Source organism: Streptomyces sp. NPDC014889 (assembly GCF_043081205.1).
Classification (GTDB): Bacteria; Actinomycetota; Actinomycetes; order Streptomycetales; family Streptomycetaceae; genus Streptomyces.
Genome location: NZ_JBIBWH010000010.1, coordinates 150,837 through 177,487, shown reverse-complemented (window position 1 = coordinate 177,487; position 26,651 = coordinate 150,837). Strand labels below are relative to the sequence as shown.

Below are 26,651 nucleotides of genomic sequence, written 5' to 3'. Positions count from 1 at the left end.
GAGTAGCCGATCGAAGGACCGACCCCGCAATCGGCTACTGTGAGTAGCGGTGACCGGACTTGAACCGGTGACACAGCGATTATGAGCCGCTTGCTCTACCGACTGAGCTACACCGCTGCGATGCGATCGGGCCCCGCCTTGCGGCGGGTACCTCTCACATCAGAGCCCCAAAACGGAATCGAACCGTTGACCTTCTCCTTACCATGGAGACGCTCTGCCGACTGAGCTATTGGGGCGAGCGAGGAAGACATTACACGCTCCGCGGCCGTTCACCCAAATCCGTTTCCCGGCGTCGCTCCGGTCCCCCGGCCACACCGGTACGACTATTGCGCTCCTCCCTCGTCGGGCCCGGCGGCCGCCCTAGGCTCGACTCACTCTGCGTGATCTTGCGTGGCCCGCGCGGCCCCGCGGTCCGTGTCCCGAAGCCCCAGTCGCCTTTCGTACCTGGAGTGCGATGCCCCCCGGACAGCCGCCGCCCCCCTCGTCCTCCTCGACGGGTCCGTCCGGACGGGCGGACCCGGACGGGCTGCTGCTGTGCGGGGCCCGGCTGACCGACGGGCGGACCGTGGACGTACGGCTCGCCGGTGAGCGCATCGAGGCGGTCGGCACCGCCGGCAGCCTCGGCGCGGGCGGCCCGCGCGGCGGCGCTCCGCGCGTCGACCTCGGCGGCTACCTGCTCCTGCCGGCCCCGGCCGAGCCCCACGCCCACGCCGACACGGCCCTGACCGCCGACAGCGGCGGACCGGTGTCGTACGAGCCGGAGGACGTCCAGCGCCGCACCACCGAGGCCGCGCTGCTGCAACTGGGTCACGGCGCGACGACCGTGCGCGCACACGTACGCGTGGGTGACGTCCAGGGGCTCGGCGTCCTGACGGCGGCCCTGCGGGCCCGGCGGTCGCTGCGCGGGCTCACGGAGCTGACGACGGTGGCGGTGCCGCGCGTACTGACCGGGGCGGCCGGCGCGGACGGCCTGGCCATGCTGCGGGACGCGGTGAAGATGGGCGCGTGCGTCGTGGGCGGCTGCCCGGACGTGGACCCCGACCCGACCGGCTACGTCGAGGCGGTCCTGGAGGTCGCCTCCGAGCACGGCTGCCCCGTCGACCTGCACACCGACGGCGCCGACCCGGCCCGTCTGGCGCGCATCGCGGCGATGGCGGGCGGTCTGCGCCCGGGAGTGACGCTGGGCCCGTGCGGCGGCCTGGCCGGGCTGCCCGCCGGGGCGGCCGGGCGGGCGGCGGACCAGCTGGCCGCGGCCGGGGTGAGGGTGGTGTGCCTGCCCCAGGGCTGCTGCGGCGTCGCCGAGGGGCACGGGACGGCGCCGGTGCGGCTGCTGCGGGCGGCCGGGGTCCGGGTGGCCGCGGGCAGCGGCGCCCTGCGGGACGTGTCGAACCCGGTGGGGCGCGGCGACCCGCTGGAGGCCGCGTACCTGCTGGCCTCACGGCACGGGCTGCGCCCCGAGGAGGCCTACGACGCGGTGAGCGCGTCCGCCCGCGCGGTGCTCGGCCTGCCCGAGGTGCGGGTGGAGGCGGGTTTCCCCGCCGAACTGCTCGCGGTACGCGGCGACCGGCTCGCGGGGGCGCTGTCGCTCGCGTACAGCCGGATCGTGGTCCACCGGGGCCGCGTGGTGGCCCGCACGAGCGCGGTACGGGAGTTCTGCGACTCCGCGGCCACGGTGGAACTGGGGTTGCCGCGACAGGGCCGGGGCGAGCTGTCCTGACGGTTCGCGGGGAGTGCCGCCAGGGTTCCGCTGAGGCACGGCGCCGGGGCTGTCTTCCGGGACGTGCGGGACGCGGCGGAAGGCCCCCGGGGCGCGGCCGAAGTCGTGCGGCAGATGCGGCCGTCCGGGCGTACGGTCGGAAGCATGCGCATTGTCATCGCTGGTGGTCATGGTCAGATCGCGCTGCGGCTGGAGCGGCTGCTCGCCGCGCGCGGGGACGAGGTGGCGGGCATCATCCGCCGTGCCGAGCAGAGCGAGGACCTGCGGGAGGCCGGCGCCGAACCGGTCGTGCTGGACCTGGAGTCGGCGTCGGTCGACGAGGTCGCACGGCTGCTGCGGGGCGCCGACGCGGCGGTGTTCGCGGCGGGCGCGGGCCCGGGCAGCGGCGTGGCGCGCAAGGACACGGTGGACAAGGGCGCGGCGGTCCTGTTCGCGGACGCGGCGGTACGCGCGGGCGTGCGCCGCCACCTGGTGGTGTCCTCGATGGGCGCGGACGCGGCGCACAAGGGCGACGAGGTCTTCGACGCCTACCTGCGCGCCAAGGGTGCGGCGGACGACCACGTCCGCCGCCAGGAGGCCCTGGACTGGACGATCCTGCGCCCCGGCTCGCTGACGAACGACGCCGGCACCGGCCAGGTGCGCCTGGAGGCCCACACCGGCCGCGGCATGGTCCCGCGCGACGACGTGGCCGCCGTGCTGGCCGAACTGGTGGAGACCCCGGCGACGGCCGGCCTGACCCTGGAGCTCGTCAGCGGCTCGGCACCGGTGTCGGTGGCGGTGAAGTCCGTGGCGGGCAACTGAGCTTCAGAACAAGGGCAGTTGCCCGGGACACTCCGGGACGGTGTAACCGTCCAACGACGGCTGCACGGAGTCGAGTTGCGCCATCCGACGCGATCCGTCGCAGGAGGTCAGCCCGCCGCTCGCCCGCGTCCCGGGCGCATCGTGCCGCGCGAACCGCCCGGCGACCACGGCGATCTCCCGACGGCACACGGGGCAGAGTCTGCGACGCGAGGACATGGCCCCAGTGTGCACGGCACCACCGACACTGTCCGGATCCTGGTCGCCTCTGTGGTCTCCGTGGTCTCACTCCGGGTGGGTGACCGCGCGCGCGTGCCGGCCCCGGCCCCACTTCGGAGCGTCGAGGCGACGGGTCGCCGCGAGAAGTACTGCGACAAGCGCCGGCCACAGGACGATCACCCCGACAGGCCCGGTCCATGTGCCGGACATCCCGGCCGGAACAGCGCAGAACACGGCACCGATTGTCTGCACCCCACGCTTCCGGAGGCGGGCGGGCAGCCCGGTCGTGGCATGGAGGGGAGCGTGCGCGACCGCATGTCCTCCCGCGTAGGCGGCGAAGAGGCCGATGGCGAGCAGGGCCAGGGCGATGGCCGTGGACCAGAGGGACAGTCCCTCGGGGTTGTCGTCGGAGTACTGCGTCACGCCGTCCTTGCTCACGGCGGTCGCGTAGTCCCGCCACATGGTGACGGTGACGACATCTCCGGCACGCAGGTGCCCGAGCAGCGGCTCGGTCCCGCCCATGGCCACTTCCCGGGGCACGGGGCTGGGTCCGGTGAGCCGGAGGTCGTACCGCTGGTTCCTGGCCTGTTCCCGGATCTCCGTGCCGCGCACGGTGGCCTGGACAGGGCGCAGGCAGTCCCCGGTGACTGCCGCGCCACAGGGGCGGGTGGCCCGATACGCGCGCTCCTCGGCCATGTCGTCGGGCACGCGGGCCAGTCCGACGCCGGCGAAGAAGATCAGAGCGACGCCGAGCAGTACGGCGACGGCTCCCCAGCAGCGGTGCCAGAGAGTACGCAGCCGCAGATCTCGCCGGGCACCATGTCGGTCGTCGCCCTCGTACGGCATGTCAGGCCCTCCGCCCTCCCCGTCCGCGCCGTCGTGCCGACGCCGTCACACCGACGGCAATTGAGCCACATCCTGCGTCGCCATTGGGCTCCTTTCGAGGCAGGCCGCCCTGAAATGGAAGATGCCGGGAGGCAGGACTGCACCTGCCTCCCGGCGCCGGCTCAGGTGAGCCGGTCTCAGCCAGTAGTGATCGCGGACGGGACGCACTGCACGCTGTTGACCGTCCCGAGCAGTCCCTGCAGGCCGGACGAGGCGATCGTCGAGCACGCGGACAACATCGTGGTCGAGGGCCGGGCACCCTGCGCGCTCGTAGTAGTGATCGCGGACGGCACGCACTGCACGCTGTTGACCGTCCCGAGCAGTCCCTGCAGGCCGGACGATGCGATCGTCGAGCACGCGGACAGCATCGTGGTCGTAGTCCGTGCGCCCTGTGCGCTCCGGCCCCCGTCGCGGTCACTGGGGGCGCTCGCGCCGCCGGACCTGTGAGTCGTATCGGCGACGGCCATCGCGCTCGGGACTGCGCTGAGTACTACGGCAAGCACGCCGGCCGTCACCAGCGTGGCGGACCTGACGCGTGAATTCCGGATCGTTGTACGGCTCACAGAGAACCTTCCTCATATTGCGGGATAAGACCGCAAGCACACGCACTTAATGCGCTTCTTCCGCATGCGTGTCACGTCGCCTTTGGCTACGGACAACGCCACCTTTAACTCTCAGTGACTGAATCGTTACAACGAGACCTGTGTTGGAGGCGAAGATCACCCGTACGGCGACGCAATCGAGGTACGCGAAGACCATCCGAAGCCCTACCGCGTGCGCTGTACGGGTGGGCGTACAACCGCAACCGGTGCGACGAGACACCGCCGGACGACATCGCCGTCTTGGGGCTCGCCGTGGAAGAGCACCACTTCACCATTCCGGTGAACCCCCTTACCGCGGTGAAGTGGACTGCCCCAAAAACTGTGGAATAGGTCGACCCCGAAAGCGTCGCCAATCAACGGCAGGTACGGGCCCTGTTGGCAGGGGTACGCGAGCAGGGGCGCATGACCTTGCGTCAGGGAATCGTCCGCGCCGGACAGAACTACGGATGACGGGACGGCCCACGAAACCCGTTACCTCAAGAGGCGCGTTCGGCGGTTCGCACCAACCGGGGCGATGCGACGCCTGCCCACTCCTCTGGCCCACCACGGCAACGGAGAGTGCTCCACTGATGGGACCGAAGAGGCGGACGCGTCCGGCGCCCGGCTCACCGGCGACCCACTTGCCCTCGCCGGCGCCCTGCGCAAACTGGAGATGGGGACCCAGCAACTCCGCTGCCCCGGAGCCGCGCATCGAGACCGCGAGCCACATGATGATCGCGAACCCGTTCCGCCCCGGTCAGAGGTGTCGAAGATGTTCTCCACGCATCCACCGATGGCGGAGCGCATCGCCCGACTCGAGCAGATGGCAGGACGTCACCGGTGAAGACAATCCTCAACCTCATTTGGCTGGTCCTGAGCGGCTTCTGGCTGTTCCTCGGTTACTTCCTCGCGGGCGTGCTGCTGTGCATCACGATCATCGGCATCCCGTTCGGCATCGCGGCGTTCCGTATCGCTGTCTACGCCCTGTGGCCCTTCGGATACACCACGGTCGAGCGCCGCGGCGCGGGTGCCCCCTCCTTCATCGGCAACGTCCTGTGGCTGGTCCTCGCGGGCTGGTGGCTGGCCCTCGAGCACATCGCCGTCGCCATCGCGCTGGCCGTCACGATCATCGGCATTCCGTTCGCCATCGCCAACCTCAAGATGATTCCGGTCGCGCTGTTCCCGCTGGGCCGGGAAATCGTCCCCACGGACCAGCCGTTCGCGACGCGCTGACGAACAGGGCGTGCCAGGCCACCTGAGGGCGGCCTGAGCAGCTGAAGCACCGGCCGCCCGAGACCTGCGGCCGACGCTTCATTCCCTTACAATCTCACCTCTTTGAGTGTTCGAGCCACCCACTCATTCCCACCATCTCTCGCGAGGTTGTCCCAGTATGCGCACGCTGCCACTTGTGTCGTTAGCCATCGTCACGGGCGCCGCCGTGGGAATTGGCGGCCCCCTCCTCGACGCATCCGCCAGCCCATTGGCAAGCGCGCTTGGGGCAGTCCTGGTAGCCGGCTGGTGTTACGCAGCTGTCACCTTTTGCCTCGGCATGGCAGGCACATCCAAGTTGAAGGCCGCCACCGTCGGCACGGCTGCATTGCTCATCACTGTGGTCTCCTACTACTCAATCAAGGCCGCGCAGGGCGATTTCAGGACAGTCGATCTCTCGGAGACCAGCGGCAGAGAGTTCTTCTCATGGGGCGAGTTCGCCAGCATGACGTTGTATTGGTGCCTCGCAGCCCTAATCTTGGGACCGCTTCTCAGCGTGGCGGGTTGGACGGCACGCCAAGGCGCGGAAAATTGGAGAGACCCGGCCGAGGTGATCGCGCAGAAAATCGAGGACTTTCGACTGCAGGTGCGGGGGAAGCCCTCACATGCGGTGTTGGACGTGGGCCGCCGAACGGCACCCGGCTCGGGCTGCGGGATGAGGCGGTGACCCACGAACTGGTCAGCGTTCCGCGCCACGATGGCGTCCCACTCCGCGGCCGACCAGGGTGAAGACGACCAAGGCGACCGACGCCGCGGCCCCCGTGGCCAGCGCGTCCGCAACGTAGCGGCCCAGACCCGGACGCAGGACGTCGACGAGAGCGAACAGCACGACAGACCCCGCGATGCTCGCCGCGACCCCGGCCAGCCAAAAGCGGTGGCTCGCCCAGAACCACTGGGAAAGCCACATGACGATGAGGGGCGCAACGGGCACGTGCGGCGCGTCGAGGGCGGCGAGCACGCCGTATCCCAGACCGCTGACCGCCCAGCAGGCAACGGCCACGAGCGCCGCCTCACTCCAGGTGACGGCCCGGTTCACGCCTGCCGCCCCTCATTCATGGCCCGGGCCCGACGCCGTTCCCACCGCCGGGACAGGAACGCCGCCAGAATCGAGCCGACCGCGAGCGGTCCGGCAACCCAACGCATCACGTCCGCCGGCCAGCCCGGCTCCCCGCCGGCCACCAGGGTCACCGACTCGATGGTGAGGGAGTTCCCGAGCAACACATAGCCGAGCCCCCAGGCGAGGACCACCCACACAGGTCCCCGCATCGGCTCCGGTGGCCGGCGCGGCCTGAGCGCGGCCCGCCATCCCAACCACACGCAGCCCAGCCCCACAGCCACCATGAGCACGTCCCAGGCCCTGCTGAACACCTCTGTCACGGTCCCGCCCCCGGCCTTCCTCTCTCACCTCCGGCGGACCTCCCAACGCCAGGCCCCCGGCTCATCATGATGACCGCCCGGACGCGGCCCCTCACTTACCGGGTACGGCAGACGCCTGCGCGACTGCTTTCCGGTATCCGGCAATGTGGGCACCCTGACGTCACTTCTCATGAACATCCAGGGGCGTCGAGATCACCCCAGCGGGCTCCGTATGCCTGCTACGGCCTGCGGGTTGCCTTCGCCCTGCCGCTGCGGGGGGACATGGGGACTCGCGGTGGCGCCTCGCAGAGGATCTGTCGCCCACCGGGGGATTTACAGACTGCGTGAGCAGCACGGCGCGACCAGCACTTGCGCTCAATGGGCCAGATCGAGCCCCATGCCTGCCCCACAGAGGCGGCGGGTCACTTCACGTCCGCTACCCGCCCGGGCAGCAGGGTGCGCAGATAACGTCGCCGGAACACCCGCTGCGCGACCAGCAGCACCGGGAACACCGGGCGCCACCACCCGTGCGGGGCGGCACCGGTCAAGGAAGCGGATCGTCAGCGCGACCGTGCCGTCGGGGGACCGGTGGACGATGAAGACCTCCTCACCGCTGACGGGATGACCGGGCAGGGTGCCGTAGGCGAAGCCGCAGCGGTCCGGGGTGTCGACAATGGCGACGACCCGGACCGGCTCCCGCACCACGCATGGACCGAATGCCGCAGTGACCTGGTACTCCGCCCCCTCGACGACCCGCTCTCCTGCACCGTCGCGGCCACTGACCGTGAAGCCGCTGCGCCGCTTGACGCCCCATCGCAGCACCGCGTCCGCCGCGGCTTGCCAGTCCGCCTCCCCGCGGCCGATGACGACGGTACGGGCATAGGGGCGCAGACCTGTGTTCCGCGACGGCCATGGCTCGTCGGCGGGTCGGGTCGCCCCGGCCGGGCCGTAGGTGAGTGCGCCGGCTGACGGGCCGCGTCCCGTACGGCTGTGGGGCATGACGCTCCTGTGGGGCGTGCGGGCGGGCCGTGATCGTAACGCGGCGGTGCCCCCGCCGCACGGTCGACGGTCGGCCAGACGGTCGTTCCACGGGCCAAAGGAATCCGCTTTGGGCAAGCTCTAGTTGATCCAGCGTGGGGTGAGCCAGCCGTGTCCAGGGTCGGGCCCGTGAACGACGAAAGGGTCTGTGATCAGCATTGCTGCTGGTCACAGACCCTTTCGGTCGTGTGGCGGCGCCAGGATTCGAACCTGGGAAGGCTGAGCCGGCAGATTTACAGTCTGCTCCCTTTGGCCGCTCGGGCACACCGCCTTGGGATGCTGCCGGTCGAACCGCTTTTCGGCGGGCTCCCCGGCAACGACGTAAACAATACCCGATGCCGAGGGGTGCTCTGCCACCCCTTTGATCGGCGGCCGTGACCGCCCGGGATGGCTAGGCTGGTGCGGATGCGACCCGCGACCCGCAGGCCGGGACCGGCGGCCTCCCCCCACGCCCGCCGGCACGCATCCGACACGACAGGCACCCCGACACACCCCGATGCAAGGAGCCACAGGACATGGCCGACTCCAGTTTCGACATCGTCTCGAAGGTCGAGCGGCAGGAGGTCGACAACGCCCTCAACCAGACCGCCAAGGAGATCTCGCAGCGCTACGACTTCAAGGGCGTGGGCGCCTCGATCTCGTGGTCCGGTGAAAAGATCCTCCTGGAGGCGAACTCCGAGGACCGGGTGAAGGCAGTGCTCGACGTCTTCCAGTCCAAGCTGATCAAGCGCGGCATCTCCCTGAAGGCCCTGGACGCGGGCGAGCCGCAGCTTTCCGGCAAGGAGTACAAGCTCTTCGCGTCGATCAAGGAGGGCATCTCCCAGGACAACGCGAAGAAGGTCGCGAAGCTCATCCGCGACGAGGGGCCCAAGGGCGTGAAGGCCCAGGTCCAGGGTGAGGAGCTGCGCGTCAGCTCCAAGAGCCGCGACGACCTTCAGACCGTGATCGCGCTGCTGAAGGGCCAGGACTTCGACTTCGCGCTCCAGTTCGTGAACTACCGGTAGGACAGACCGGCAGGACAGAGCAGAGGACAGAGCGAAGGGTGGGCACCTGCGCGGTGCCCACCCTTTTCCCACTCGGCCGCGTCTCCCACTCAGTCGCGCGAGTTGCCGAAGAAGATGCGGTAGGCGATCAGCAGCACGAGCGAGCCGCCGATCGCGGCGGCCCAGGTGGCGCCGTCGTAGAGTTGCCTGCTGATCGGGTGGTGCAGCCAGCGGGCGGAGATCCAGCCGCCGAGGAACGCCCCGGCGACGCCGATGAGGGTCGTGACGATGAAGCCGCCCGGGTCGCGCCCCGGCAGCAGGAGCTTCGCGATGGCGCCGGCCAGGAGCCCCAGGATGATCCAGCTGATGATGCCCATGCTCTGAACCTGCCCTTCCACGCCGTGCCTGCACTGTCCCGGTGCCTCGCGTTCGGTTCGGACAGGCTGTGCTGCTGCGCCCGCAGGCCGCGCGTCGTTCGTGTCGTGCGTGTCACGTGCTGTGATCGTGCCTACCACACGCGTGTGCGTCTCGCGCCAGGAGCGCGTCGTGGAGGAGGACGCCGCGGCCGCGTCCCGCGGTTGCACCGGTCGGCCGCGATCGCACAGGTCAGTAGGGTTCGGACCATGACTCGGTCCGCTGCTGCCCCCTCCCCGCCCGGGCTGCGGCGCACCCTCGGGGTCGGGGACGCCGTGGTCGTCGGGCTCGGCTCGATGATCGGCGCCGGGATCTTCGCCGCCCTGGGTCCAGCGGCCCGCGCGGCGGGCCCCGGGCTGCTCGTCGGGCTCGCGGTCGCCGCCGTGGTGGGCTACTGCAACGCCACCTCCTCGACACGGCTGGCCGCCCGGTATCCGGCCTCCGGCGGCACGTACGTGTACGGGCGGGAACGGCTCGGCATGTTCTGGGGGCACCTGGCGGGCTGGGCGTTCGTCGTCGGCAAGACGGCCTCCTGCGCGGCGATGGCACTCACCGTGGGCGCGTACGTCTGGCCGGGGCAGGCGCACGCGGTGGCGGTCGCGGCCGTGGTGGCGCTGACCGCCGTGAACTACGGCGGCGTCCAGAAGTCCGCCTGGCTGACGCGTGCGATCGTGGCGGTCGTGCTGGCGGTCCTCGCCGCCGTGGTCGTGGCGTGTCTGAGTTCCGGCGCCTCCGCCGCCGACCGGGCGGCCGTCGGCGGCTCCGTCGGCGCCGGCGGCGTCCTCCAGGCGGCCGGGCTGCTGTTCTTCGCCTTCGCCGGGTACGCGCGGATCGCGACCCTCGGTGAGGAGGTGCGGGATCCCGCGCGCACGATCCCGCGCGCGATCCCGCTCGCCCTCGGCATCACCCTGGCCGTGTACGTGTGCGTGGCGGTGGCCGCGCTCTCCGTGCTGGGGCCGGACGGGCTGGGCCGCGCGGCGGCACCGCTGGCCGACGCGGTGCGCGCGGCCGGGGCGCCGGGCCTGGTCCCGGTGGTGCGGGCCGGGGCCGCCGTGGCCGCCCTCGGGTCGCTGCTCGCCCTGGTCCTGGGCGTCTCGCGGACCACGCTGGCCATGGCCAGGGACCGGCATCTGCCCGGCGTGCTGGCGGCCGTGCACCCCCGTTTCCAGGTGCCGCACCGGGCGGAGCTGGCCGTGGGCGCCGTGGTCGCGGTGCTGGCCGCGACGGTCGACGTCCGGGGCGCGATCGGCTTCTCCTCCTTCGGCGTCCTGGCGTACTACGCGATCGCCAACGCCTCCGCCTGGACCCTCGACCCCGCTCCCGCCCGGCGCGCGGTGCCGGCCCTGGGCCTCGTCGGATGCGTGACGCTGGCGTTCGCCCTGCCGTGGCTCTCGGTGGCCGTGGGCGGCGGGGTGCTGGCGGCGGGCATGGCCTCGTACGGCGTTCGACGGTGGCGGGCGGCGCGGTAGGGCGGAGCGTGCGGCGCCGGTGCGCCGCGGGATCGTCTCCGAACGTTCCCGATCGCGCTACAAGGGAGCCCCGGACCACCCCCGATTCCCCTGACAGCGCTGATACTTGGGTCAGCAGGCAGTGCCGGCGGAAACGACCCTGAACGACCTTGGAGGATGCCGATCATGAAGGTGATCAACCTGCTGCTCAATCTCGTGTGGCTGGTCTTCTGCGGCATCTGGATGGCGATCGGCTACCTGATCGCCGCGCTGATCTGCTTCGTCCTGATCATCACCATCCCGTTCGGCATCGCGTCGCTGCGCCTGGCGGGGTTCGTCCTGTGGCCGTTCGGCCGCGACGCGGTGGAGCGTCCGGGGGCCGGGGCCGCGTCGTTCGTCGGCAACGTGATCTGGTTGGTCTTCGCGGGCTGGTGGCTGGCGCTGGGGCACCTGATCACCAGCATCCCGCTGTTCCTGTCGATCATCGGCATCCCCTTCGGATGGGCCAACCTGAAGCTCATCCCGGCCTCGCTCATGCCGTTGGGGCGTGAAGTGGTGCGGACGGACAACGGGTTCGGCGGGCGCTGAGCGGCACGCCTCGTCCCCGGTCGTCTCGTCCCCCGTCGTCTCAGAGCCGGCGGCCGGCCATCTGCTCGAGCCGGGCGATGCGCTCCGCCATCGGCGGGTGCGTGGAGAACATCTTCGACAGTCCCTGACCGGGGCGGAACGGGTTCGCGATCATCATGTGACTCGCCGTCTCGATGCGCGGCTCGGGGGGCAGCGGAAGCTGCTGGGTGCCCGTCTCCAGCTTGCGCAGGGCGCCTGCGAGGGCGAGCGGGTCGCCGGTGAGCCGGGCGCCTGACGCGTCCGCCTCGTACTCCCTGGAACGGCTGATGGCCAGTTGGATGAGGGACGCGGCGAGCGGGCCGAGGATCATGATCAGGAGCATGCCGATCAGGCCGGGGCCCTCGTCGTCGTCGGAGCGGCCGATCGGGATCAGCCAGGCGAAGTTGACCAGGAACATGATCACGGAGGCCAGCGCGCCGGCGACGGACGAGATGAGGATGTCGCGGTTGTAGACGTGGCTGAGCTCGTGGCCGATGACGCCGCGCAGCTCGCGCTCGTCCAGGATGCGCAGGATGCCCTCGGTGCAGCACACGGCGGCGTTGCGCGGGTTGCGGCCGGTCGCGAAGGCGTTGGGCGCCTCGGTCGGGGAGATGTACAGGCGGGGCATGGGCTGGCGGGCCTGGGTGGAGAGGTCGCGGACCATCCGGTACAGGGCCGGTGCCTCGAACTCGCTGACCGGGCGGGCCCGCATGGCGCGCAGCGCCAGCTTGTCGCTGTTCCAGTACGCGTACGCGTTGGTGCCGAGGGCGACGAGGACCGCGACGATCAGGCCGGTACGGCCGAAGAAACTGCCGATGAGGATGATGATTGCGGACAGTCCCCCGAGGAGGACTGCGGTCCTGAGCCCGTTGTGCCGGCGGTGCACGGTACGCCCTCCAAGTGGTGCGGCAGGGGAACCCTTCGCTTGCTGCGCTTCGACTCCACCGGTGCCGTGTGGTTGTCACGTCCAGTGGACCCTTCCGAACTGGTCAACGCCAGGCGGCGGCCACGGGTTCCCTGGTGGGTGCGTCGGCGCGCGGGCCGTCCGGGTGAGCGGGCACCGGGCGGCACGCGCGCGTGAGGGCCGGGCGGCACGCGTGCGCGTGGCGGGCCCAGGTGACCCCTACGCGCGCGCGGCGGGGCCCCGGGTGCTCAGAACAGGCCGGTACCGGCGAAGCGCAGCACCAGCTGCGGGGCGCCGGAGAGCGCTACGCCGAGGACGCCCGTCAGGGCGAGGGCGGCGGTGAGAGGGGCCGGAACGCGGTACCGGACGGGTTCACCCTCGGGGGCGCGGAACAGCAGGGCCGTCCACTGGAGGTAGTAGAACAGCGCGATGACGACGTTGACGGCCATGACGACGGCGAGCCAGCCGAGTCCGGCGTCGACGGCCGCGGAGAACACGGTGACCTTGGCGAACAGCCCGATGACGCCCGGCGGAAGGCCGGCCAGGCAGAGCAGGAAGAACGCCAGCAGCAGGGCGGCCGCCGGGTTGGTGGCGTACAGGCCGCGGTAGTCGCTGACGCGGTTGCGTTCCCTCGTACGGCCCACGAGCGCGGCCACGGCGAAGGCGCCGATGTTCACGGCGGCGTACATGAGCGCGTAGGCGACCGTGGAACCGATCGACTTCTGCGGGTCCCTGGAGTAGCCGGCGGCGGCGATCGGCACCAGGAGGTAGCCGGCCTGGCCGACGGAGGACCAGGCGAGCAGCCGTACCGCGCTGTACGCGCGCGTGGCCTGCTGGCGCAGGGCGCCGACGTTGCCGATGGTCATGGTGAGCGCGGCGAGCACGGCCATCGCGGGACCCCAGGCGCCGGAGTACGAGGGGAAGGCGACGACGGTGACGAGGATCAGTCCGGTGAAGCCGACGGCCTTGCCGACGACCGACAGGTAGGCGGCGATCGGCAGGGGGGCTCCCACGTAGGTGTCGGGCACCCAGAAGTGGAAGGGGACGGCGGCCGTCTTGAAGGCGAAGCCGACGAGGGTGAGGACGACTCCGGTCTGGGCGAGCGTGTGGAACTGTCCGTCGACGTGCTGGATGCGTTCGGCGATTCCGGTCAGGTAGAGGGTGCCGGTGGTGGCGTAGACGAAGCTGACGCCGAGCAGGCTGACGGCGGTGGCGGTGACCGAGGACAGGAAGAACTTCAGGGCCGCGTCGGAGGACCTGCGGTCGCCGCTCCGGAGGCCGACGAGGGCGAAGGCGGGCAGGGAGGCGACCTCCAGGGCGACGACGAGGGTCGCCAGGTCGCGGGCGGCGGGCAGGAGCGCGGCACCGGCGGCGGAGGCCAGCAGCAGGAACCAGAACTCCCCTTCGGGCAGTGCCCTGCGCGCGTCCTTCAGCGCGGTGACCGACAGCAGGGCGGTCAGGAGGGCGCCGCCGAGGACGAGGAACTGGATGACGAGGGTGAAGCGGTCGGCGGTGTAGCTGCAGAGGTCGGGGTGGCCGGTATGGCAGAACGTGGCCCGGTGGCCGTCGAGGAGCGGCAGGAGCAGCAGCGCGGCGGCGGCGAGTCCCGCGACGGAGAGCCAGCCGAGGAGCGGCTTGCGCGCTTCCGGCAGGAAGAGGTCGGCGACGAGGACCACGAGGGCGATCACCGCGGTCAGGGTGGGCGGCGCGACGGCGAGCCAGTCGACGGACTGGACCACCGACTGGGCCGCCGTCTGGGCCAGGGCGCTCATCGGGTGCCTCCTGCGAGGAGCTGCTGCACGGCCGGGTCGGTGAGCCCGAGCAGGGCCTTCGGCCAGAGTCCGGCGAGGACGGTGAGGGCGACGAGCGGGGTCCAGGCCGCGAACTCGTAGCCGCGGACGTCGGCGAGCCGGGGTGCCTGCCGCGGTACGTCGCCCATGCAGACGCGGCGGACCACGACGAGCATGTACGCGGCGGTCAGCAGGGTGCCGAAGGCGCCGATCGCCATGAAGGTGAGGAAGGCGGGCCGGCTGAGGTCGGCGGCGGGCCGGAACGAGCCGAACAGGGCGAGCATCTCGCCCCAGAACCCGGCGAGGCCCGGCAGTCCGAGGGAGGCGACGGCGCCGAAGGCGATGAGCGCGCCGAGGCGCGGGGCCTTTCCGTACAGCGCGGCACCCGATTTCTCTGCCAGGGCGTCGAGGTCGGTGGTGCCGGTGCGGTCCTTGAGCGCGCCGACGAGGAAGAACAGCAGGCCGGTGATGAGGCCGTGGGCGATGTTGGCGAACAGGGCGCCGTTCACGCCGGTGGGGGTCATGGTGGCGATGCCGAGCAGGACGAAGCCCATGTGGCCGACGGACGAGTAGGCGATGAGCCGCTTGAGGTCGCCCTTCGCGCCCCGCCTGGCGAGGGCGAGGCAGGCCAGGGATCCGTAGATGATGCCGACGACGGCGAGGGCGGCGAGGTAGGGCGCGAAGGTGCGGAAGCCGTCGGGTGCGATCGGCAGCAGGATGCGGACGAACCCGTACGTGCCCATCTTCAGCAGGACGCCGGCCAGCAGCACCGAGCCGACGGTCGGGGCGGCGGTGTGGGCGTCCGGCAGCCAGCTGTGCAGCGGCCACATCGGTGTTTTGACCGCGAGTCCGATGCCGATCGCCAGAACGGCGATGACCTGCACGGACGCGGTCAGTGACCGGCCGTTGTCAGTGGCGAGTGCCACCATGTCGAAGGTGCCGGCCCTGAGCCCGACGAGGAGCAGGCCGAGCAGCATGACGACCGAGCCGAGCAGGGTGTAGAGGATGAACCGCCAGGCGGCGGCCTGACGGCCCTCGCCGCCCCAGCGGGCGACGAGGAAGTACATCGGGATGAGGACCATCTCGAACGCCAGGAAGAACAGCAGCAGGTCGAGGACGGCGAAGGTCGCGAGGGTGCCGGACTCGAGCAGGAGCAGCAGCGCGACGAACGCCTTCGGGGTGGGGCCCGTGGGCGGCTTGAAGTAGGAGTACAGCGCGCAGAGGAAGGTCAGGAGCGCGGTCAGTACGACGAGGGGGAGGGAAATGCCGTCGACGCCGAGGTGGATGTGCACATGGAGTGCGGGGATCCAGCTGATGTCGGTCGTGGCCTGCATCTTCGACGGGTGGGCGTGGTCGAAGCCGGCCGCGAGGACGATCGCGGCGGCGAGGATCGCGCCGGTGACGGTCACGCCGTGCCGGAGCACGGCCTGCTCGGGTGACTTCCCCTTCAGTCCCGGCGGCGCGGGCAGGAGGGCGGCGAGCGCGCCGAGGAGCGGGCCGGCGACGAGGAATGCCAGAAGGAACTGCATCACGGACTCGTTGATATCGATCACGCCTGCTCACGCTCCCGTGGCCAGAAGGACGGCGGCGACCGCCAGGACGACGGTGCCCGCGAGCAGCGCGCTCACATAGGTCTGCACATTGCCGGTCTGGGCGCGCCGTACGGCGGCCCCGAGCAGGCGGGGTACGGCTCCCGCACCGCGTACGTAGGTCTCGACGACCTCCCGGTCGAGGAACCGGACGAGGCTCGCCCCGGCCAGCACCGGGCGGACGAAGAGGGCCGCGTACACGGCGTCGAGGTGGAAGCCGACGGCCGCGTGCCGGTGCAGCGGCCCGAGCAGCAGCCGTCCGGGGTCCGCGGGGTCGGGCGCGTGGGCGATGTCCCCGTACGCGGGCGTGTGGGTGGCGATGGCCTCGGCCTCCACGAGTGCGGCGTCGCCCTCGGGGTGGGCGGCGACGGCGCCGAGGGGGGTCCGGGCGGCGAGCGCGGTGGTGTGCTGCCAGGCCCCGTAGATGACGATGCCGCCGACCAGGGCCACGCCGGTGCCGAGGACGGAGGTGACGAGCGTCGGGGTCAGGTCGCGGCCGTCGAACCATCCGGGCAGGAGGCGGAAGGCGAGGCCGCCGAAGGCGAGGGACGGGATGGCGAGCACCCAGAGCACGGCGTTCATGACGAGGGGCTGCCTGCCGTGGTCGGGCGCCTCGGCGCCCCGGCCGCGGAAGGCCAGCAGCCACAGGCGCATGGCGTAGGCGCCGGTGAGCAGGGCGGTGACGAGGCCGGCCACGAGGACGCTCCAGCCCGCCGCCGCGGGGGCGTGGCCGGTGGGACCGGTGGCCACGTGTTCGGCGGCCCCGAGGACGGACTCCTTGGAGAAGAAGCCGCTGAAGGGAGGGAGCGCGGCGAGCGCGAGGAGCGCCACGGTCATCGTCCAGTAGGCGTCCGGGACGCGGGCGCGCAGGTTGCTCATGCGGGACATGGCGGCCAGCGAGTTGGTGCCGGAGGCGTGGATGATCACGCCGGCCGCAAGGAACAGCAGCGCCTTGAAGGCGCCGTGCGACAGGAGGTGGAAGACGGCCGCGCCGCGGTCGCCGACGGCGAGCGCGCCGGTCATGTAGCCGAGCTGGCCGATCGTCGAGTAGGCGAGGACGCGTTTGATGTCGTCCTGGGCGAGCGCGGCGAGCGCCGATCCGGCCATCGTCACGGCGGCCATGACGGCGAGGACGACCATCGCGGCCGAGGACGCCTGGAAGACGGGGAGGAGCCGGGCGACGAAGTAGACACCGGCGGCGACCATCGTCGCGGCGTGGATCAGCGCGGAGACGGGCGTCGGGCCCGCCATGGCGTCGGGGAGCCAGGTGTGGAGCGGGAACTGCGCCGACTTGCCCGCCACGCCGGCGAGGAGCAGCAGGGCGATCAGGGTCGGGTGGTGCAGTCCGCCGCTCGCGACGGTGCCGAGGACCCGGGTGATCCGGAAGGATCCCGCGTCGGTGCCGAGCGCGAACAGGCCGATCAGGAAGGGGACGTCGCCGAGCTTGGTGACCAGGAAGGCCTTGATGGAGGCGGCGCGGGCCTCGGGGGTCTCCCAGTAGTGACCGACCAGGAAGTAGGAGCAGATGCCCATGACCTCCCAGCCGACCAGCAGCACGATCAGGTCGCCGGAGTAGACGACGAGCAGCATCGCGGAGGTGAACAGGGAGACGAGCGCGGCGTACGAGGGGTAGCGCGGGTCGTCGCGCAGATAGCCCGTGGAGTAGATCTGCACGCAGGTGGCGACGACGCCGACCAGGACGGCGACGAGCGCGGCGAAGCCGTCGATGTGCAGGGCGAGTTCGACGGGCACCGAGCCGGTGGGGGTGAGCTCGGTGGCGGCGTCGACGGCCCGGCCGCCGCCCTGGTCCGCGGCGACCAGCACGGCCAGGACCAGGGAGGCGAGTGTCGGCAGGACGGCGAGCGGGCGGACGAAGCCGGGCGCGGTTCGGCCGAGCAGCAGGCCGGCCACGGCGCCGAGGAACGGAAGGAGCGGAACGAGGACGGCGAGGGTGGTCGTGGTCACGCGGTGGCCTCAGCCTTCTCAGCGGCCTCCGGGGTCGCGGCGCCGTGGGGGCCGTCGTCGGAGTCGTCGGGGCCCTCGGCGGAGTCGCGGAGCCGGTCGATGTCCGAGGTGCCGCGGTTGCGGTGGACGGCGAGGACGATCGCCAGGCCGATGCCGATCTCGGCGGCGGCGATGGCGATGGTGAACAGGGTCAGGGCCTGACCGGAGTGCAGGGTCTCGATCGCGGCCCTGCTGAGCCAGACGTCGAAGGCGACCAGGTTGAGGTTGACGGCGTTGAGCATGAGCTCGACGGACATCAGGACCAGGATCGCGTTGCGGCGGGCGAGGACGCCGTACAGGCCGGTGCAGAACAGGAGGGCGGAGAGCACGGCGGGATAGGCGAGGTGCATCAGCGGACACCTTCCTTCGCACCCGCGTCGCCGTCGGCGCCCGGGGCGGGGGCGGCGGCAGCGGCTCGGGCGGCGGCGTCGGCCGCCTTCGCCCTGCGGGACAGGACGATCGCGCCGACCAGCGCGGCCAGGAGCAGGACGGAGAGGGCCTCGAAGGGCAGGACCCAGTTCTGGAACAGGCTCTCGCCGGTGACCTTCGTCGATCCCGCGGCGGCGCCGTCCAGGTCGATCCAGGTGGCGCGGAAGGCGTCGACGACCACCCAGACCAGGGCGGCCGCGGCGGCGACGGCCACGGTCAGGGCGGCCCAGCGGTTGCCGGAGTCGGCGTCCGGGGAGCGGCCGATGGGCGCCTTGGTGAGCATCAGACCGAACAGGAGGAGGACGACGACGGAACCCACGTAGATGAGGACCTGCACCCAGGCGATGAACTCGGCGGTGAGCAGGAGGTACTCCACGGCGAGGCCGCCGAGGGTCACCACCAGCCACAGGGCGGCGTGCACGAGCTGCCGGGTGGTGACGGTGACGAGGGCGGCGCCGAAGGTGACCAGGCCGACCAGGAGGAAGGCGATCTCGACACCGGTCGGGGAGAGGAAGCCGTGGCTTGCGGCGGCGATGCTCACGCGTCCCCCTCCCGCGGTTCGGCCTGCGCGGCCGCCAGCTTCTCGGCGGTCTTGCGGGCGGCGGCGATCTCCTTGGGCTCCTCGGCGCCGGAGTCGAGGGCGGGCGGCGCGGGCACGGTCCACATCCACTCGCGCAGCTTGTCGCGCTCGTGGGTGAGTTCGCGGATGTCGGTCTCGGCGTACTCGAACTCCGGGGACCAGAACAGGGCGTCGAAGGGACAGACCTCGATGCAGATACCGCAGTACATGCACAGGGAGAAGTCGATGGCGAAGCGGTCGAGGACGTTGCGGCTGCGTTCGCGGCCGCCGGGGGTCGCCGCGGGGACCGTCTCCTTGTGGGAGTCGATGTAGATGCACCAGTCCGGGCACTCGCGGGCGCACAGCATGCAGACGGTGCAGTTCTCCTCGAACAGGCCGATGACGCCGCGGGTGCGCGGCGGGAGGTCGGGCTGGACGTCGGGGTACTGCTCGGTGACGGTCTTCTTCGTCATCGTGCGGAGGGTGACGGCCAGGCCCTTGGCCAGGCCGCTGCCGGGGATGGGTGCCATGGCTACTGGATCACCACCTTGACGATGCCGGTGAGGGCGATCTGGGCGAGGGAGAGGGGGACGAGGAGGGTCCAGGAGAACTTCTGGAGCTGGTCCTCGCGCAGCCGCGGGTAGGTGACGCGGAGCCAGATGACCACGAAGGCGAGGAGCGCCGTCTTCAGCAGGGTCCAGACCCAGCCGAGGCCCTCGGCGCCCCAGGGGCCGTGCCAGCCGCCCAGGAAGAGGACGGTGGTCAGGCCGCACAGGACGACGATCCCGGCGTACTCGGCGAGCAGGAACAGGGCGAAGCGCAGACCGGTGTACTCGGTGTACGCGCCGAAGATGATCTCCGAGTCGGCGACGGGCATGTCGAACGGCGGGCGTTGCAGTTCGGCGAGGCCCGCGACGAAGAAGACGATCGCGCCGACGATCTGCCAGGGCAGCCACCACCAGTGGAAGGCGTGGACGATGCCGGGCAGGGAGACCGTGCCGGCCGCCATCGCGACGGAGGCGGCGGCGAGCAGCATCGGCAGCTCGTAGGCGAGGAGCTGTGCGGCGGTGCGCAGGCCGCCGAGGAGGGAGAACTTGTTGGCGGAGGCCCAGCCGGCCATCAGCGAGCCGAGGACGCCGATGGCCATGACCGCGAGCACGAAGAAGATGCCCGCGTCGAGGACCTGGCCGACCGCGCCCTCGCCGGGGCCGATCGGGATGGCGAGCAGCACGAGGAGGTAGGGCAGCAGGGCCACGGCGGGGGCGAGCTGGAAGACGCGGCGGTCGGCGCCGGCCGGGACCACGTCCTCCTTCTGCGCGAACTTCACGCCGTCCGCGACAAGTTGGGCCCAGCCGTGGAAGCCTCCGGCGTACATGGGGCCGAGGCGGCCCTGCATGTGCGCCATCACCTTGTGCTCGGTCTGCCCCACGATCAGCGGGAAGGTCAGGAACACCACGAAGACGATCAGGAGTCGCAGGGCGACGTCGAGGGCATCGTTCACTGCGGGCCTCCTTCCGGGTCGTCGGGGGTGGTGTGGGGGTTCGTGGCGTCGGGGTCGTCCTCGGGGGACGGCCCTGGTTCCGGCTCGTGTCCGGGTTCGTCGAACGCCGGGCGGGCGTGGTGCCAGGGGGCGTCCGAGCTGCGCGGCGCCGTGGGCGGCTTCCGGGCCGCCGCCTGCCCGCGCTGCGACGCGGAGCCCTCGCTCGCGCTGCGCGCCCGCCGGGATCCCGTGGCCCCGGCCCGCTGCGACGCGGATCCGCCGGCCGCGCTGCGCGCGCGCCGGCCCCCTGCGGCGGGTTCGGCCGGCACGTCCGCGGCCGCGCCTTCGCCTTCCGTGGCCCGCGCGGCCGTACCGGCCTCCGCCTCCTCTGCGGCACTCTCGCGGCCGACGGCCCCGTCGCGCCCGGGCGTGCCTTCGGCACCGTCCGCGGACTCCGCCGCCGACTGACGGCCGCCGTCCTCGGGCGTGCCCTCAGCCGCGGCGTCCGTGCGTTCCGTCGTCTCGCTCTCGCGCCGCGCCGCCGCGCTGTCGGCCTCCGGGCGGCGGCCGCCGTCACCGGGCCTGCCCTGAGCCGCGGCGCGCTGGGGCGCGTCGTTGGCGTCGGCGGGAACCTCCGCCGCGCCCTCGGGTGCGGCCGCGGACTCCGCCGCCGCACGTTCCGTGCGTTCGGCCGTCCCGCCCTCCGGCCGCGTCACCGCGTCCTCAGTCGCCGGGCGGCGGACGCCGTCTCCCCGCGTGTCCTCGGCGGCCGGCCCGGCCTTCGGCGCCGCCTGCGCCGCGGTCGCGGCGCGCTCGGCCGCCACCCCGGTCTCCGCCGCCGCGGCAATCTCGGGCGCCGCCTCGTCGCGGCGGGCCGCCTGGCTTGCCGAGCCCTCGCCGGCGCTGCGCATTCGGCGCGGCCCGGCGGGGGGTGCCGTGGCCGCGGGTGCCGTGGCCGACTGGCCCGTGGAGCCCTCCGCCGCCGTGCGGGTGCGGCGGGCCGGGCGGTCGCCCGCCGCCCGGGCCGCGCCCCGGGCGGGGCGGGACGGGGCCGGTGGGAGCTGGCCCTTCTGGGGGCCCCACTCGTTGGGGTCGGGCACGCCCGGCGGGAGCATCTGGCGGCGCTTGGGCCCGCCGTGGTCCGAGTCGCCCGGTTCCTTGGCGCCCGGCCAGGCCTTGGCGACGCGGGCCGCGAGGACGAAGTCCTTGCGCAGGGGGTGGCCCTCGAAGGTCTCCGGCAGGAGCAGGTGATCCAGGCCGGGATGGTCCTGGAAGGAGACGCCGAACATCTCGTGCGTCTCCCGTTCGTGCCAGGCGGCACCCGCGTAGACGTCCACCGCGGTCGGCAGGACGGGCTCCTCGTGCGGAACCGTCGTACGCACCAGCAGACGGCGTACCGGGTCGAGGGCGACGACGTGGGCCGAGACTCGGAAGCCCGTGCCCGGCTCGTCGACGGCGCTCAGCCAGTCGAAGTACGTGCAGCCCAGCTCGTCGCGGGCGGTCAGCAGCGCGGAGACCCAGGTCTCCGGCGGCACGTCCACCGTCAGGACCTCGTAGGACTCCTCCGCCGTGGCCCCGGTCCCGAAGAGTTCCTCGACGGGCGCGGGCAGCCAGCCGGCCCCACTCATCGCGGGTCCCCCTCGCCGGTGGTCGCGGCGGCGGGCGGCCGTACGAGCCCGCTCTGCAGCGCCGCCGTCGAAGGACGGGCCGCCCCGGTCGCGTACCGCTCCCCCAGCGACTCGCGCGCGATCTTCTCCTGGAGTTTCAGGATCCCCTGGAGCAGCGCCTCGGGGCGCGGCGGGCAGCCGGGGACGTAGACGTCCACCGGGATGATCTGGTCGACGCCCTTGGTGACGGAGTACGAGTCCCAGTAGGGGCCGCCGCAGTTGGAGCAGGCGCCGAAGGAGATGACGTACTTGGGCTCCGGCATCTGCTCGTACAGCCGCTTGACCGCTGGGGCCATCTTGTCCGTGACCGTGCCGGACACCACCATCAGGTCGGCCTGGCGGGGCCCGGGCGCGAACGGGATCACGCCGAGGCGGATGAAGTCGTGCCGTGCCATCGACGCGGCGATGAACTCGATCGCGCAGCAGGCGAGGCCGAAGTTGAAGACCCAGAGCGAGTAGCGCCGCCCCCAGTTCAGGACGACCTTCATAGGCTCCGGGGCGAGCCGGGAGAGCGCGCCCAGCCGCTTCGGCTCCGGCAACGCTACCGGTTCGGGGGTGCGGGGGGTCACGTCCATGCCAGGACGCCCTTCTTGTATGCGTACAGCAGGCCCACGGCCAGGAAGCCGAGGAAGATGAACATCTCCACGAGCGTCGTCGCGCCGTAGCCGGGGGCGGCGAAGACCGTCGCCCAGGGGAACAGGAAGATCGAGTCGACGGCGAAGATCACGTACAGGAAGGCGTAGACGTAGTAGCGGACCTGGGTGTGCGCCCAGCCCTCGCCGACGGGGTCGACGCCGCACTCGTACGTCAGCAGTTTCTCCGGGGTGGGGACCACCGGGCGCAGCAGGCGTCCCGCTCCGAAGGCGACGGCGACGAACAGCACGCCGACGAGGGCGAGCAGTCCGACGACCGAATAGGACTGGAAGTAGTCCGCCGCGACGACGGCGGTCGACCCCCGCAACGTCTCCCGCACCGTCCGTTCCTCACTCCCTGGCCCTGTCGGACCCGTTTCCCCGGCCCCGTGCTGTTCGGCTGTTCGACGATCTGTACGCACGGGAGTCTAGGCCCTGATAAAGGACGGGTAAGCAGCCCGTCGCACCGTGGGACGCGAAGGTGGGGTTTTCCCCCGTCGGGTGAGGGCGGCCCACCTCATGGCGCCGTCGGCCGCCGCACGGCACGCTGGCCCCTATGACCGCTCGCATCCCCGCCGCAGATCCCGCGGCAGACGGCGCCGAGGACCGGCTGCCACCGGCTCGTTTCGCCTACGACCTGCCCACCTGGAAGGAGATCACGCATCTCCTGGTGAATCTGCCAGTGTCGCTGCTCGGTTTCGTCTACGTGGTGACGGTGCTGGTGACCGGCAGCGCGCTGACGCTCAACGTGATCGGCTTCCCGCTGCTGGCGCTCGGGCTGACGGGCTCGCGCCTGCTGGGCCGGCTGGAGCGGTCGCGGGCACGGGCGCTGCTCGGGGTGCGGATCGACGAGCCGAGCCCGCTGTCGCTGCACGGCTCCAAGGGACTGGTCGGGCGGATCTGGACGTCGCTGAAGGACCCGGTGGGCTGGCGTTCGTCGCTGTACCACTTCATACGGATGCCCTGGGGCGTGCTCACCTTCGCGGTGACGCTGACCTCGCTCTTCGTGCTCTGGCCGGTGCTGCCCTTCATCGCGCGGGGCCTGGCGAACGTGGACCGGGCGATGGTGCGGGGCCTGCTGTCGCCGTCCGACGAGCTGGAGCGGCGCATCGCCGAGCTGGAGTCGGACCGTGGGGTCGTGGTGGACACGGCCGCCGCGGACCTGCGGCGCATCGAGCGGGACCTGCACGACGGGGCGCAGGCCCGGCTGGTCAATCTGGCCATGGGCCTGGGTCTGGCCAAGGAGAAGCTGCTGGAGGGCCAGTCGGACGAACATGTCGCCGCGATGGTCGAGGAGGCCCACGGTGAGGTGAAGCTCGCGCTCCAGGAGCTGCGCGACCTGGCCCGCGGCATCCATCCCGCCGTGCTGACCGACCGCGGCCTCGACGCGGCCCTTTCGTCGGTGGCCTCGCGCTGCACGGTTCCGGTGCAGGTGTCGGTCGACCTGGAGGCGCGTCCGGCCGCGGCCATCGAGGGCATCGCCTATTTCACGGTCTCCGAACTGCTCCAGAACGTCAGCAAGCACAGCGGGGCGCGCACCGCGTCCGTCGACGTGTGGCGGACCGACGACCGGCTGCTGATCCAGGTCGGGGACGACGGCCGCGGCGGCGCCCGGCTGGACGGCGGGACGGGCATGCGCGGTCTGGCCGAGCGGCTGGACGCGGTCGACGGCCTGTTCGTCGTCGAGTCGCCGCCGGGCGGTCCGACGACGGTCACGGCGGAGCTGCCGTGGCGGGACCGCACGGAGGGGGCGGGCCCGGCCGGGTCCGGCGCGGCCGCCTCCGGCAGGGGCGCCCCCGGCCTGAGGTAGGGAAAACCCCCCGCCCAAGAGGCCGACGTGCTCCATGGTCCCGCCGGACGGGGCCGAGCACCCTGGGAGTACGGCGGAACAGCCGTAGGAAACACCGAACGAGGGGACGGGACGACGCCGATGGCCACCCAGTACCGATCGCAGCACGCACCGGGGTACGGGCCCTACAGCGCGGGCGGGTTCCACGACGGTGGCACCCGCCGGGAACGGCACCTGCTGCCGGCCGGGCTGCGGGCGCCGTTCGAGGCCCGGAGTTGGCGCGAGTTCGGATATGTGCTGCTGAACCTGCCGATCGGCATCATGCTGTTCACGTACGCGGTGACCATGGTGTCGCTGGGCGCGGGCCTGCTGGTGACGTTCCTGGGGGTCCCGGTGCTCGCGGCGGCGCTCGGCGGCTGCCGCCTGTTCGGCGTGCTGGAGCGGGCGCGGGCGCGCCGGCTGCTCGGCCTTGAGGTGGCCGAGCCGCAGCCGCTGCGGGCGACGAAGCCGGGCGTCCTGGCCTGGACGGGGGCCCTGCTGAAGAGCGGCTCCTCCTGGCGGGCCCTGCTCTACGCGATCCTGCACTTCCCGTGGGCGGTGTTCTCCTTCACGGTGTCGCTGGTCTTCTGGACGCTGGGCTGGAGCCTGCTGACGTATCCGCTGTGGTTCTGGGTGTTCCCGATGTGGGCCGGCCAGGGCGGGCTCCAGCTCTACGGCGACGGTCATCACGGCGTCTATCTGGACAACCCGTTCGAGATCACGGTGACCGCGCTGGTGGGGCTGCTGTTCACGCTGGCCACGCCGTGGATCGTGCGGGCGCTGACGATGGTGGACCGGGTGCTGGTGTACGGGCTGCTGGGGCCGTCGCGGCTGTCGGCGCGCGTGGTGGAGCTGGAGTCGGACCGCGGAGTCGTGGTGGACACGGCCGCCGCGGACCTGCGGCGCATCGAGCGGGACCTGCACGACGGGGCGCAGGCCCGGCTGGTCAATCTGGCCATGGGCCTGGGTCTGGCCAAGGAGAAGCTGGCGGAGGATCCGCAGGCGGCGGCGCGGATGGTGGACGAGGCGCACGGCGAGGTGAAGACCGCGCTGCAGGAGCTGCGGGACCTGGCGCGGGGCATCCACCCGGCGGTGCTGACGGACCGCGGTCTGGACGCGGCCCTGTCGGCGGTGGCCTCGCGCTGCACAGTTCCGGTGCGGGTGGAGGTCGATCTGGCCGAGCGGCCGGCGGCAGCCATCGAGGGCATCGCGTACTTCACGGTCTCCGAGCTGCTCCAGAACATCAGCAAGCACAGCGGGGCACGGTCCGCCTCGGTGGACGTCTGGCGGACGGAGGACCGGCTGATGCTCCAGGTCGAGGACGACGGGGTCGGGAACGCGGACGTGTCCAAGGGGTCGGGCCTCGCCGGACTGGCCGAACGGCTGGACGCCGTGGACGGGATCCTGGTCGTGGACTCGCCGCCCGGGGGCCCCACCCGGGTGACGGCGGAACTGCCCTGGCGGCGCTGAGCACGCCCCGGCCCCTTGCTCCGGCGGCGCGGAGCGCCCCCGAAGTCTGCTGACGGCGGCCTGCCGCCCGCGGCCGCACCGGTCGCGGGCGGCAGGCCGAAAGATGTGGTCGCCTCCCTACACTTCCCCTGGCCCGGGCGCGGCACGGTCCGAATACTGGAATGCTGGACCGTGTCGCACGGAAGGCCGTGGGGCGAGGCTGTGGGGGGCCGAGGATCGTGGAGGACAGGGTGCGGGTGGTCATCGCCGAGGATTCAGTGCTGCTCAGGGAGGGCCTGACCCGGCTGCTGACCGACCGCGGGCACGAGGTCGTGGCGGGCGTCGGGGACGCCGAGGCGCTGATCAAGACCATCGCGGAGCTGCACGACCAGCAGGCGCTGCCGGACGTCGTCGTGGCGGACGTGCGGATGCCGCCGACGCACACCGACGAGGGGGTCCGGGCCGCGGTGCAGCTGCGCAAGGCGCACCCCGCGCTGGGCGTGCTCGTGCTGTCGCAGTACGTGGAGGAGCGGTACGCCACCGAGCTGCTGGCCGGTTCCAGCCGCGGGGTCGGCTATCTGCTCAAGGACCGTGTGGCCGAGGTCCGCGAGTTCGTGGACGCGGTGGTCCGGGTGGCCGAGGGCGGTACGGCCCTGGACCCGGAGGTCGTCGCCCAGTTGCTCGGCCGCAGCCGCAAGCAGGACGTGCTGGCCGGGCTCACCCCGCGGGAGCGGGAGGTGCTGGGTCTGATGGCCGAGGGCCGGACGAACTCGGCGATCGCCCGCCAGCTCGTGGTGAGCGACGGCGCGGTCGAGAAGCACGTCAGCAACATCTTCCTCAAACTCGGACTGTCCCAAAGTGATGGGGATCACCGGCGTGTTCTGGCCGTGCTCACCTATCTGAACTCGTGATCGTCCGACACTGTCTCGGAGCCTGCGAGCCGTCTCATCGGTACGTCCAGCATGCGAACGATGCCGGGAAGGCGACCCTCGCGGTCGTAGGGTTG

Annotated in this window: 29 protein-coding genes and 3 tRNA genes; 12 read left to right on the top strand and 20 right to left on the bottom strand. The window is 71.9% G+C overall.

The annotated features are described in order from the left end of the window. Positions 1-44 precede the first annotated feature (44 nt). Positions 45-117, bottom strand: a tRNA-Met gene (locus tag ACF09J_RS21610). 46 nt (positions 118-163) lie between these two features. Next, positions 164-236 (bottom strand) — tRNA-Thr (locus ACF09J_RS21605). Positions 237-454: 218 nt separating this feature from the next. On the opposite strand from ACF09J_RS21605, the gene ACF09J_RS21600 reads away from it, so the two are divergent. Together ACF09J_RS21600 and ACF09J_RS21595 are read left to right on the top strand one after the other, a co-directional pair. Continuing rightward, positions 455-1,717 carry an amidohydrolase family protein gene (locus ACF09J_RS21600; protein WP_392307073.1) on the top strand — a complete coding sequence of 421 codons (1,263 nt, stop codon included), beginning with the start codon at positions 455-457 and terminating at the stop codon, positions 1,715-1,717. A 144-nt stretch (positions 1,718-1,861) separates the two neighbouring features. Beyond that, on the top strand, positions 1,862-2,518 hold the full coding sequence (locus ACF09J_RS21595; RefSeq protein WP_392307072.1) for an SDR family oxidoreductase: 657 nt from the start codon (positions 1,862-1,864) through the stop codon (positions 2,516-2,518). A gap of 3 nt (positions 2,519-2,521) precedes the next feature. Here ACF09J_RS21595 and ACF09J_RS21590 read toward each other — a convergent pair whose 3' ends face one another. Together ACF09J_RS21590 and ACF09J_RS21585 are read right to left on the bottom strand one after the other, a co-directional pair. Beyond that, entirely contained in the window at positions 2,522-2,734 is a 213-nt protein-coding gene (locus ACF09J_RS21590; protein WP_392307071.1) for a hypothetical protein, read from the bottom strand. A 66-nt stretch (positions 2,735-2,800) separates the two neighbouring features. Further along, entirely contained in the window at positions 2,801-3,580 is a 780-nt protein-coding gene (locus ACF09J_RS21585) for a hypothetical protein (RefSeq protein WP_392307070.1), read from the bottom strand. Positions 3,581-3,796: 216 nt separating this feature from the next. On the opposite strand from ACF09J_RS21585, the gene ACF09J_RS21580 reads away from it, so the two are divergent. The 4 genes from ACF09J_RS21580 to ACF09J_RS21565 all read left to right on the top strand — a co-directional run bounded on the left by ACF09J_RS21580 (position 3,797) and on the right by ACF09J_RS21565 (position 6,136). Next, a complete protein-coding gene (locus ACF09J_RS21580) occupies positions 3,797-4,066 on the top strand; it encodes a hypothetical protein (RefSeq protein WP_392307069.1) in 270 nt (89 codons plus the stop codon). A 669-nt stretch (positions 4,067-4,735) separates the two neighbouring features. Next, positions 4,736-5,044: a M48 family metalloprotease gene (locus ACF09J_RS21575; RefSeq protein ID WP_392307068.1), complete on the top strand. Its 309-nt coding sequence runs from the start codon at positions 4,736-4,738 to the stop codon at positions 5,042-5,044. Next, a complete protein-coding gene (locus tag ACF09J_RS21570) occupies positions 5,041-5,433 on the top strand; it encodes a YccF domain-containing protein (protein ID WP_392307067.1) in 393 nt (130 codons plus the stop codon). The genes ACF09J_RS21575 and ACF09J_RS21570 overlap by 4 nt, the downstream gene beginning before the upstream one ends. A gap of 157 nt (positions 5,434-5,590) precedes the next feature. Then, positions 5,591-6,136 (top strand): hypothetical protein, encoded by a 546-nt coding sequence (locus ACF09J_RS21565; RefSeq protein WP_392307066.1) that lies wholly within the window; start codon positions 5,591-5,593, stop codon positions 6,134-6,136. Between the two features lie 12 nt (positions 6,137-6,148). Here ACF09J_RS21565 and ACF09J_RS21560 read toward each other — a convergent pair whose 3' ends face one another. The 4 genes from ACF09J_RS21560 to ACF09J_RS21545 form a co-directional block, all read right to left on the bottom strand. After that, on the bottom strand, positions 6,149-6,505 hold the full coding sequence (locus tag ACF09J_RS21560) for a hypothetical protein (protein WP_392307065.1): 357 nt from the start codon (positions 6,503-6,505) through the stop codon (positions 6,149-6,151). After that, a complete protein-coding gene (locus tag ACF09J_RS21555; protein ID WP_392307064.1) occupies positions 6,502-6,846 on the bottom strand; it encodes a hypothetical protein in 345 nt (114 codons plus the stop codon). The genes ACF09J_RS21560 and ACF09J_RS21555 overlap by 4 nt, the downstream gene beginning before the upstream one ends. A 354-nt stretch (positions 6,847-7,200) precedes the next feature. Then, the gene (locus ACF09J_RS21550) at positions 7,201-7,824 is read right to left on the bottom strand and encodes a DUF1990 family protein (RefSeq protein ID WP_392307063.1); all 624 of its coding nucleotides are present in this window, start codon (positions 7,822-7,824) and stop codon (positions 7,201-7,203) included. A 228-nt stretch (positions 7,825-8,052) separates the two neighbouring features. Beyond that, positions 8,053-8,134 (bottom strand) — tRNA-Tyr (locus ACF09J_RS21545). A 244-nt stretch (positions 8,135-8,378) separates the two neighbouring features. Between ACF09J_RS21545 and ACF09J_RS21540 the strand changes: the two genes are divergently transcribed. Further along, the gene (locus ACF09J_RS21540; RefSeq protein ID WP_392307062.1) at positions 8,379-8,867 is read left to right on the top strand and encodes a YajQ family cyclic di-GMP-binding protein; all 489 of its coding nucleotides are present in this window, start codon (positions 8,379-8,381) and stop codon (positions 8,865-8,867) included. 89 nt (positions 8,868-8,956) lie between these two features. On the opposite strand, the gene ACF09J_RS21535 is transcribed toward ACF09J_RS21540, so the two are convergent. Then, a complete protein-coding gene (locus ACF09J_RS21535) occupies positions 8,957-9,223 on the bottom strand; it encodes a GlsB/YeaQ/YmgE family stress response membrane protein (protein WP_141359418.1) in 267 nt (88 codons plus the stop codon). A gap of 246 nt (positions 9,224-9,469) precedes the next feature. Here ACF09J_RS21535 and ACF09J_RS21530 point away from each other — a divergent pair, with 246 nt between their 5' ends. Beyond that, complete coding sequence (locus tag ACF09J_RS21530; protein ID WP_392307061.1) at positions 9,470-10,729, top strand: APC family permease; 1,260 nt, start codon at positions 9,470-9,472, stop codon at positions 10,727-10,729. A 165-nt stretch (positions 10,730-10,894) separates the two neighbouring features. Continuing rightward, positions 10,895-11,296 carry a YccF domain-containing protein gene (locus tag ACF09J_RS21525; RefSeq protein ID WP_392307060.1) on the top strand — a complete coding sequence of 134 codons (402 nt, stop codon included), beginning with the start codon at positions 10,895-10,897 and terminating at the stop codon, positions 11,294-11,296. 40 nt (positions 11,297-11,336) lie between these two features. On the opposite strand, the gene htpX is transcribed toward ACF09J_RS21525, so the two are convergent. The 11 genes from htpX to ACF09J_RS21470 form a co-directional block, all read right to left on the bottom strand. Then, positions 11,337-12,200 (bottom strand): zinc metalloprotease HtpX, encoded by an 864-nt coding sequence (gene htpX, locus ACF09J_RS21520; protein WP_392307059.1) that lies wholly within the window; start codon positions 12,198-12,200, stop codon positions 11,337-11,339. Between the two features lie 266 nt (positions 12,201-12,466). Further along, positions 12,467-13,990 (bottom strand): NADH-quinone oxidoreductase subunit N, encoded by a 1,524-nt coding sequence (locus ACF09J_RS21515; RefSeq protein ID WP_392307058.1) that lies wholly within the window; start codon positions 13,988-13,990, stop codon positions 12,467-12,469. Then, positions 13,987-15,561, bottom strand: a complete 1,575-nt coding sequence (locus ACF09J_RS21510; protein ID WP_392307057.1) for a NuoM family protein — start codon at positions 15,559-15,561, stop codon at positions 13,987-13,989. The genes ACF09J_RS21515 and ACF09J_RS21510 overlap by 4 nt, the downstream gene beginning before the upstream one ends. A gap of 6 nt (positions 15,562-15,567) precedes the next feature. Beyond that, positions 15,568-17,562 (bottom strand): NADH-quinone oxidoreductase subunit L, encoded by a 1,995-nt coding sequence (locus ACF09J_RS21505; RefSeq protein WP_392307056.1) that lies wholly within the window; start codon positions 17,560-17,562, stop codon positions 15,568-15,570. Next, on the bottom strand, positions 17,559-17,951 hold the full coding sequence (gene nuoK, locus ACF09J_RS21500; RefSeq protein ID WP_392307055.1) for an NADH-quinone oxidoreductase subunit NuoK: 393 nt from the start codon (positions 17,949-17,951) through the stop codon (positions 17,559-17,561). The genes ACF09J_RS21505 and nuoK overlap by 4 nt, the downstream gene beginning before the upstream one ends. Continuing rightward, entirely contained in the window at positions 17,951-18,571 is a 621-nt protein-coding gene (locus tag ACF09J_RS21495; RefSeq protein ID WP_392307054.1) for an NADH-quinone oxidoreductase subunit J, read from the bottom strand. The genes nuoK and ACF09J_RS21495 overlap by 1 nt, the downstream gene beginning before the upstream one ends. After that, complete coding sequence (locus ACF09J_RS21490; protein WP_392307053.1) at positions 18,568-19,119, bottom strand: NuoI/complex I 23 kDa subunit family protein; 552 nt, start codon at positions 19,117-19,119, stop codon at positions 18,568-18,570. Before ACF09J_RS21490 ends, ACF09J_RS21495 begins: the two co-directional genes overlap by 4 nt. A 2-nt stretch (positions 19,120-19,121) precedes the next feature. Continuing rightward, complete coding sequence (locus ACF09J_RS21485) at positions 19,122-20,090, bottom strand: NADH-quinone oxidoreductase subunit H (RefSeq protein ID WP_392307052.1); 969 nt, start codon at positions 20,088-20,090, stop codon at positions 19,122-19,124. Further along, a complete protein-coding gene (locus tag ACF09J_RS21480; protein WP_392307051.1) occupies positions 20,087-21,697 on the bottom strand; it encodes an NADH-quinone oxidoreductase subunit C in 1,611 nt (536 codons plus the stop codon). The genes ACF09J_RS21485 and ACF09J_RS21480 overlap by 4 nt, the downstream gene beginning before the upstream one ends. Beyond that, positions 21,694-22,311 carry an NADH-quinone oxidoreductase subunit B gene (locus tag ACF09J_RS21475; protein ID WP_392307050.1) on the bottom strand — a complete coding sequence of 206 codons (618 nt, stop codon included), beginning with the start codon at positions 22,309-22,311 and terminating at the stop codon, positions 21,694-21,696. Before ACF09J_RS21475 ends, ACF09J_RS21480 begins: the two co-directional genes overlap by 4 nt. Further along, complete coding sequence (locus ACF09J_RS21470) at positions 22,302-22,709, bottom strand: NADH-quinone oxidoreductase subunit A (RefSeq protein WP_141359431.1); 408 nt, start codon at positions 22,707-22,709, stop codon at positions 22,302-22,304. Before ACF09J_RS21470 ends, ACF09J_RS21475 begins: the two co-directional genes overlap by 10 nt. A gap of 215 nt (positions 22,710-22,924) precedes the next feature. Here ACF09J_RS21470 and ACF09J_RS21465 point away from each other — a divergent pair, with 215 nt between their 5' ends. From ACF09J_RS21465 to ACF09J_RS21455, 3 genes are all read left to right on the top strand, one after another. Further along, the gene (locus ACF09J_RS21465) at positions 22,925-24,178 is read left to right on the top strand and encodes a sensor histidine kinase (protein ID WP_392307049.1); all 1,254 of its coding nucleotides are present in this window, start codon (positions 22,925-22,927) and stop codon (positions 24,176-24,178) included. Between the two features lie 120 nt (positions 24,179-24,298). Then, positions 24,299-25,666, top strand: a complete 1,368-nt coding sequence (locus ACF09J_RS21460) for a sensor histidine kinase (RefSeq protein WP_392307048.1) — start codon at positions 24,299-24,301, stop codon at positions 25,664-25,666. A gap of 230 nt (positions 25,667-25,896) precedes the next feature. After that, positions 25,897-26,556 carry a LuxR C-terminal-related transcriptional regulator gene (locus ACF09J_RS21455; RefSeq protein ID WP_392307181.1) on the top strand — a complete coding sequence of 220 codons (660 nt, stop codon included), beginning with the start codon at positions 25,897-25,899 and terminating at the stop codon, positions 26,554-26,556. Positions 26,557-26,651 lie beyond the last annotated feature (95 nt).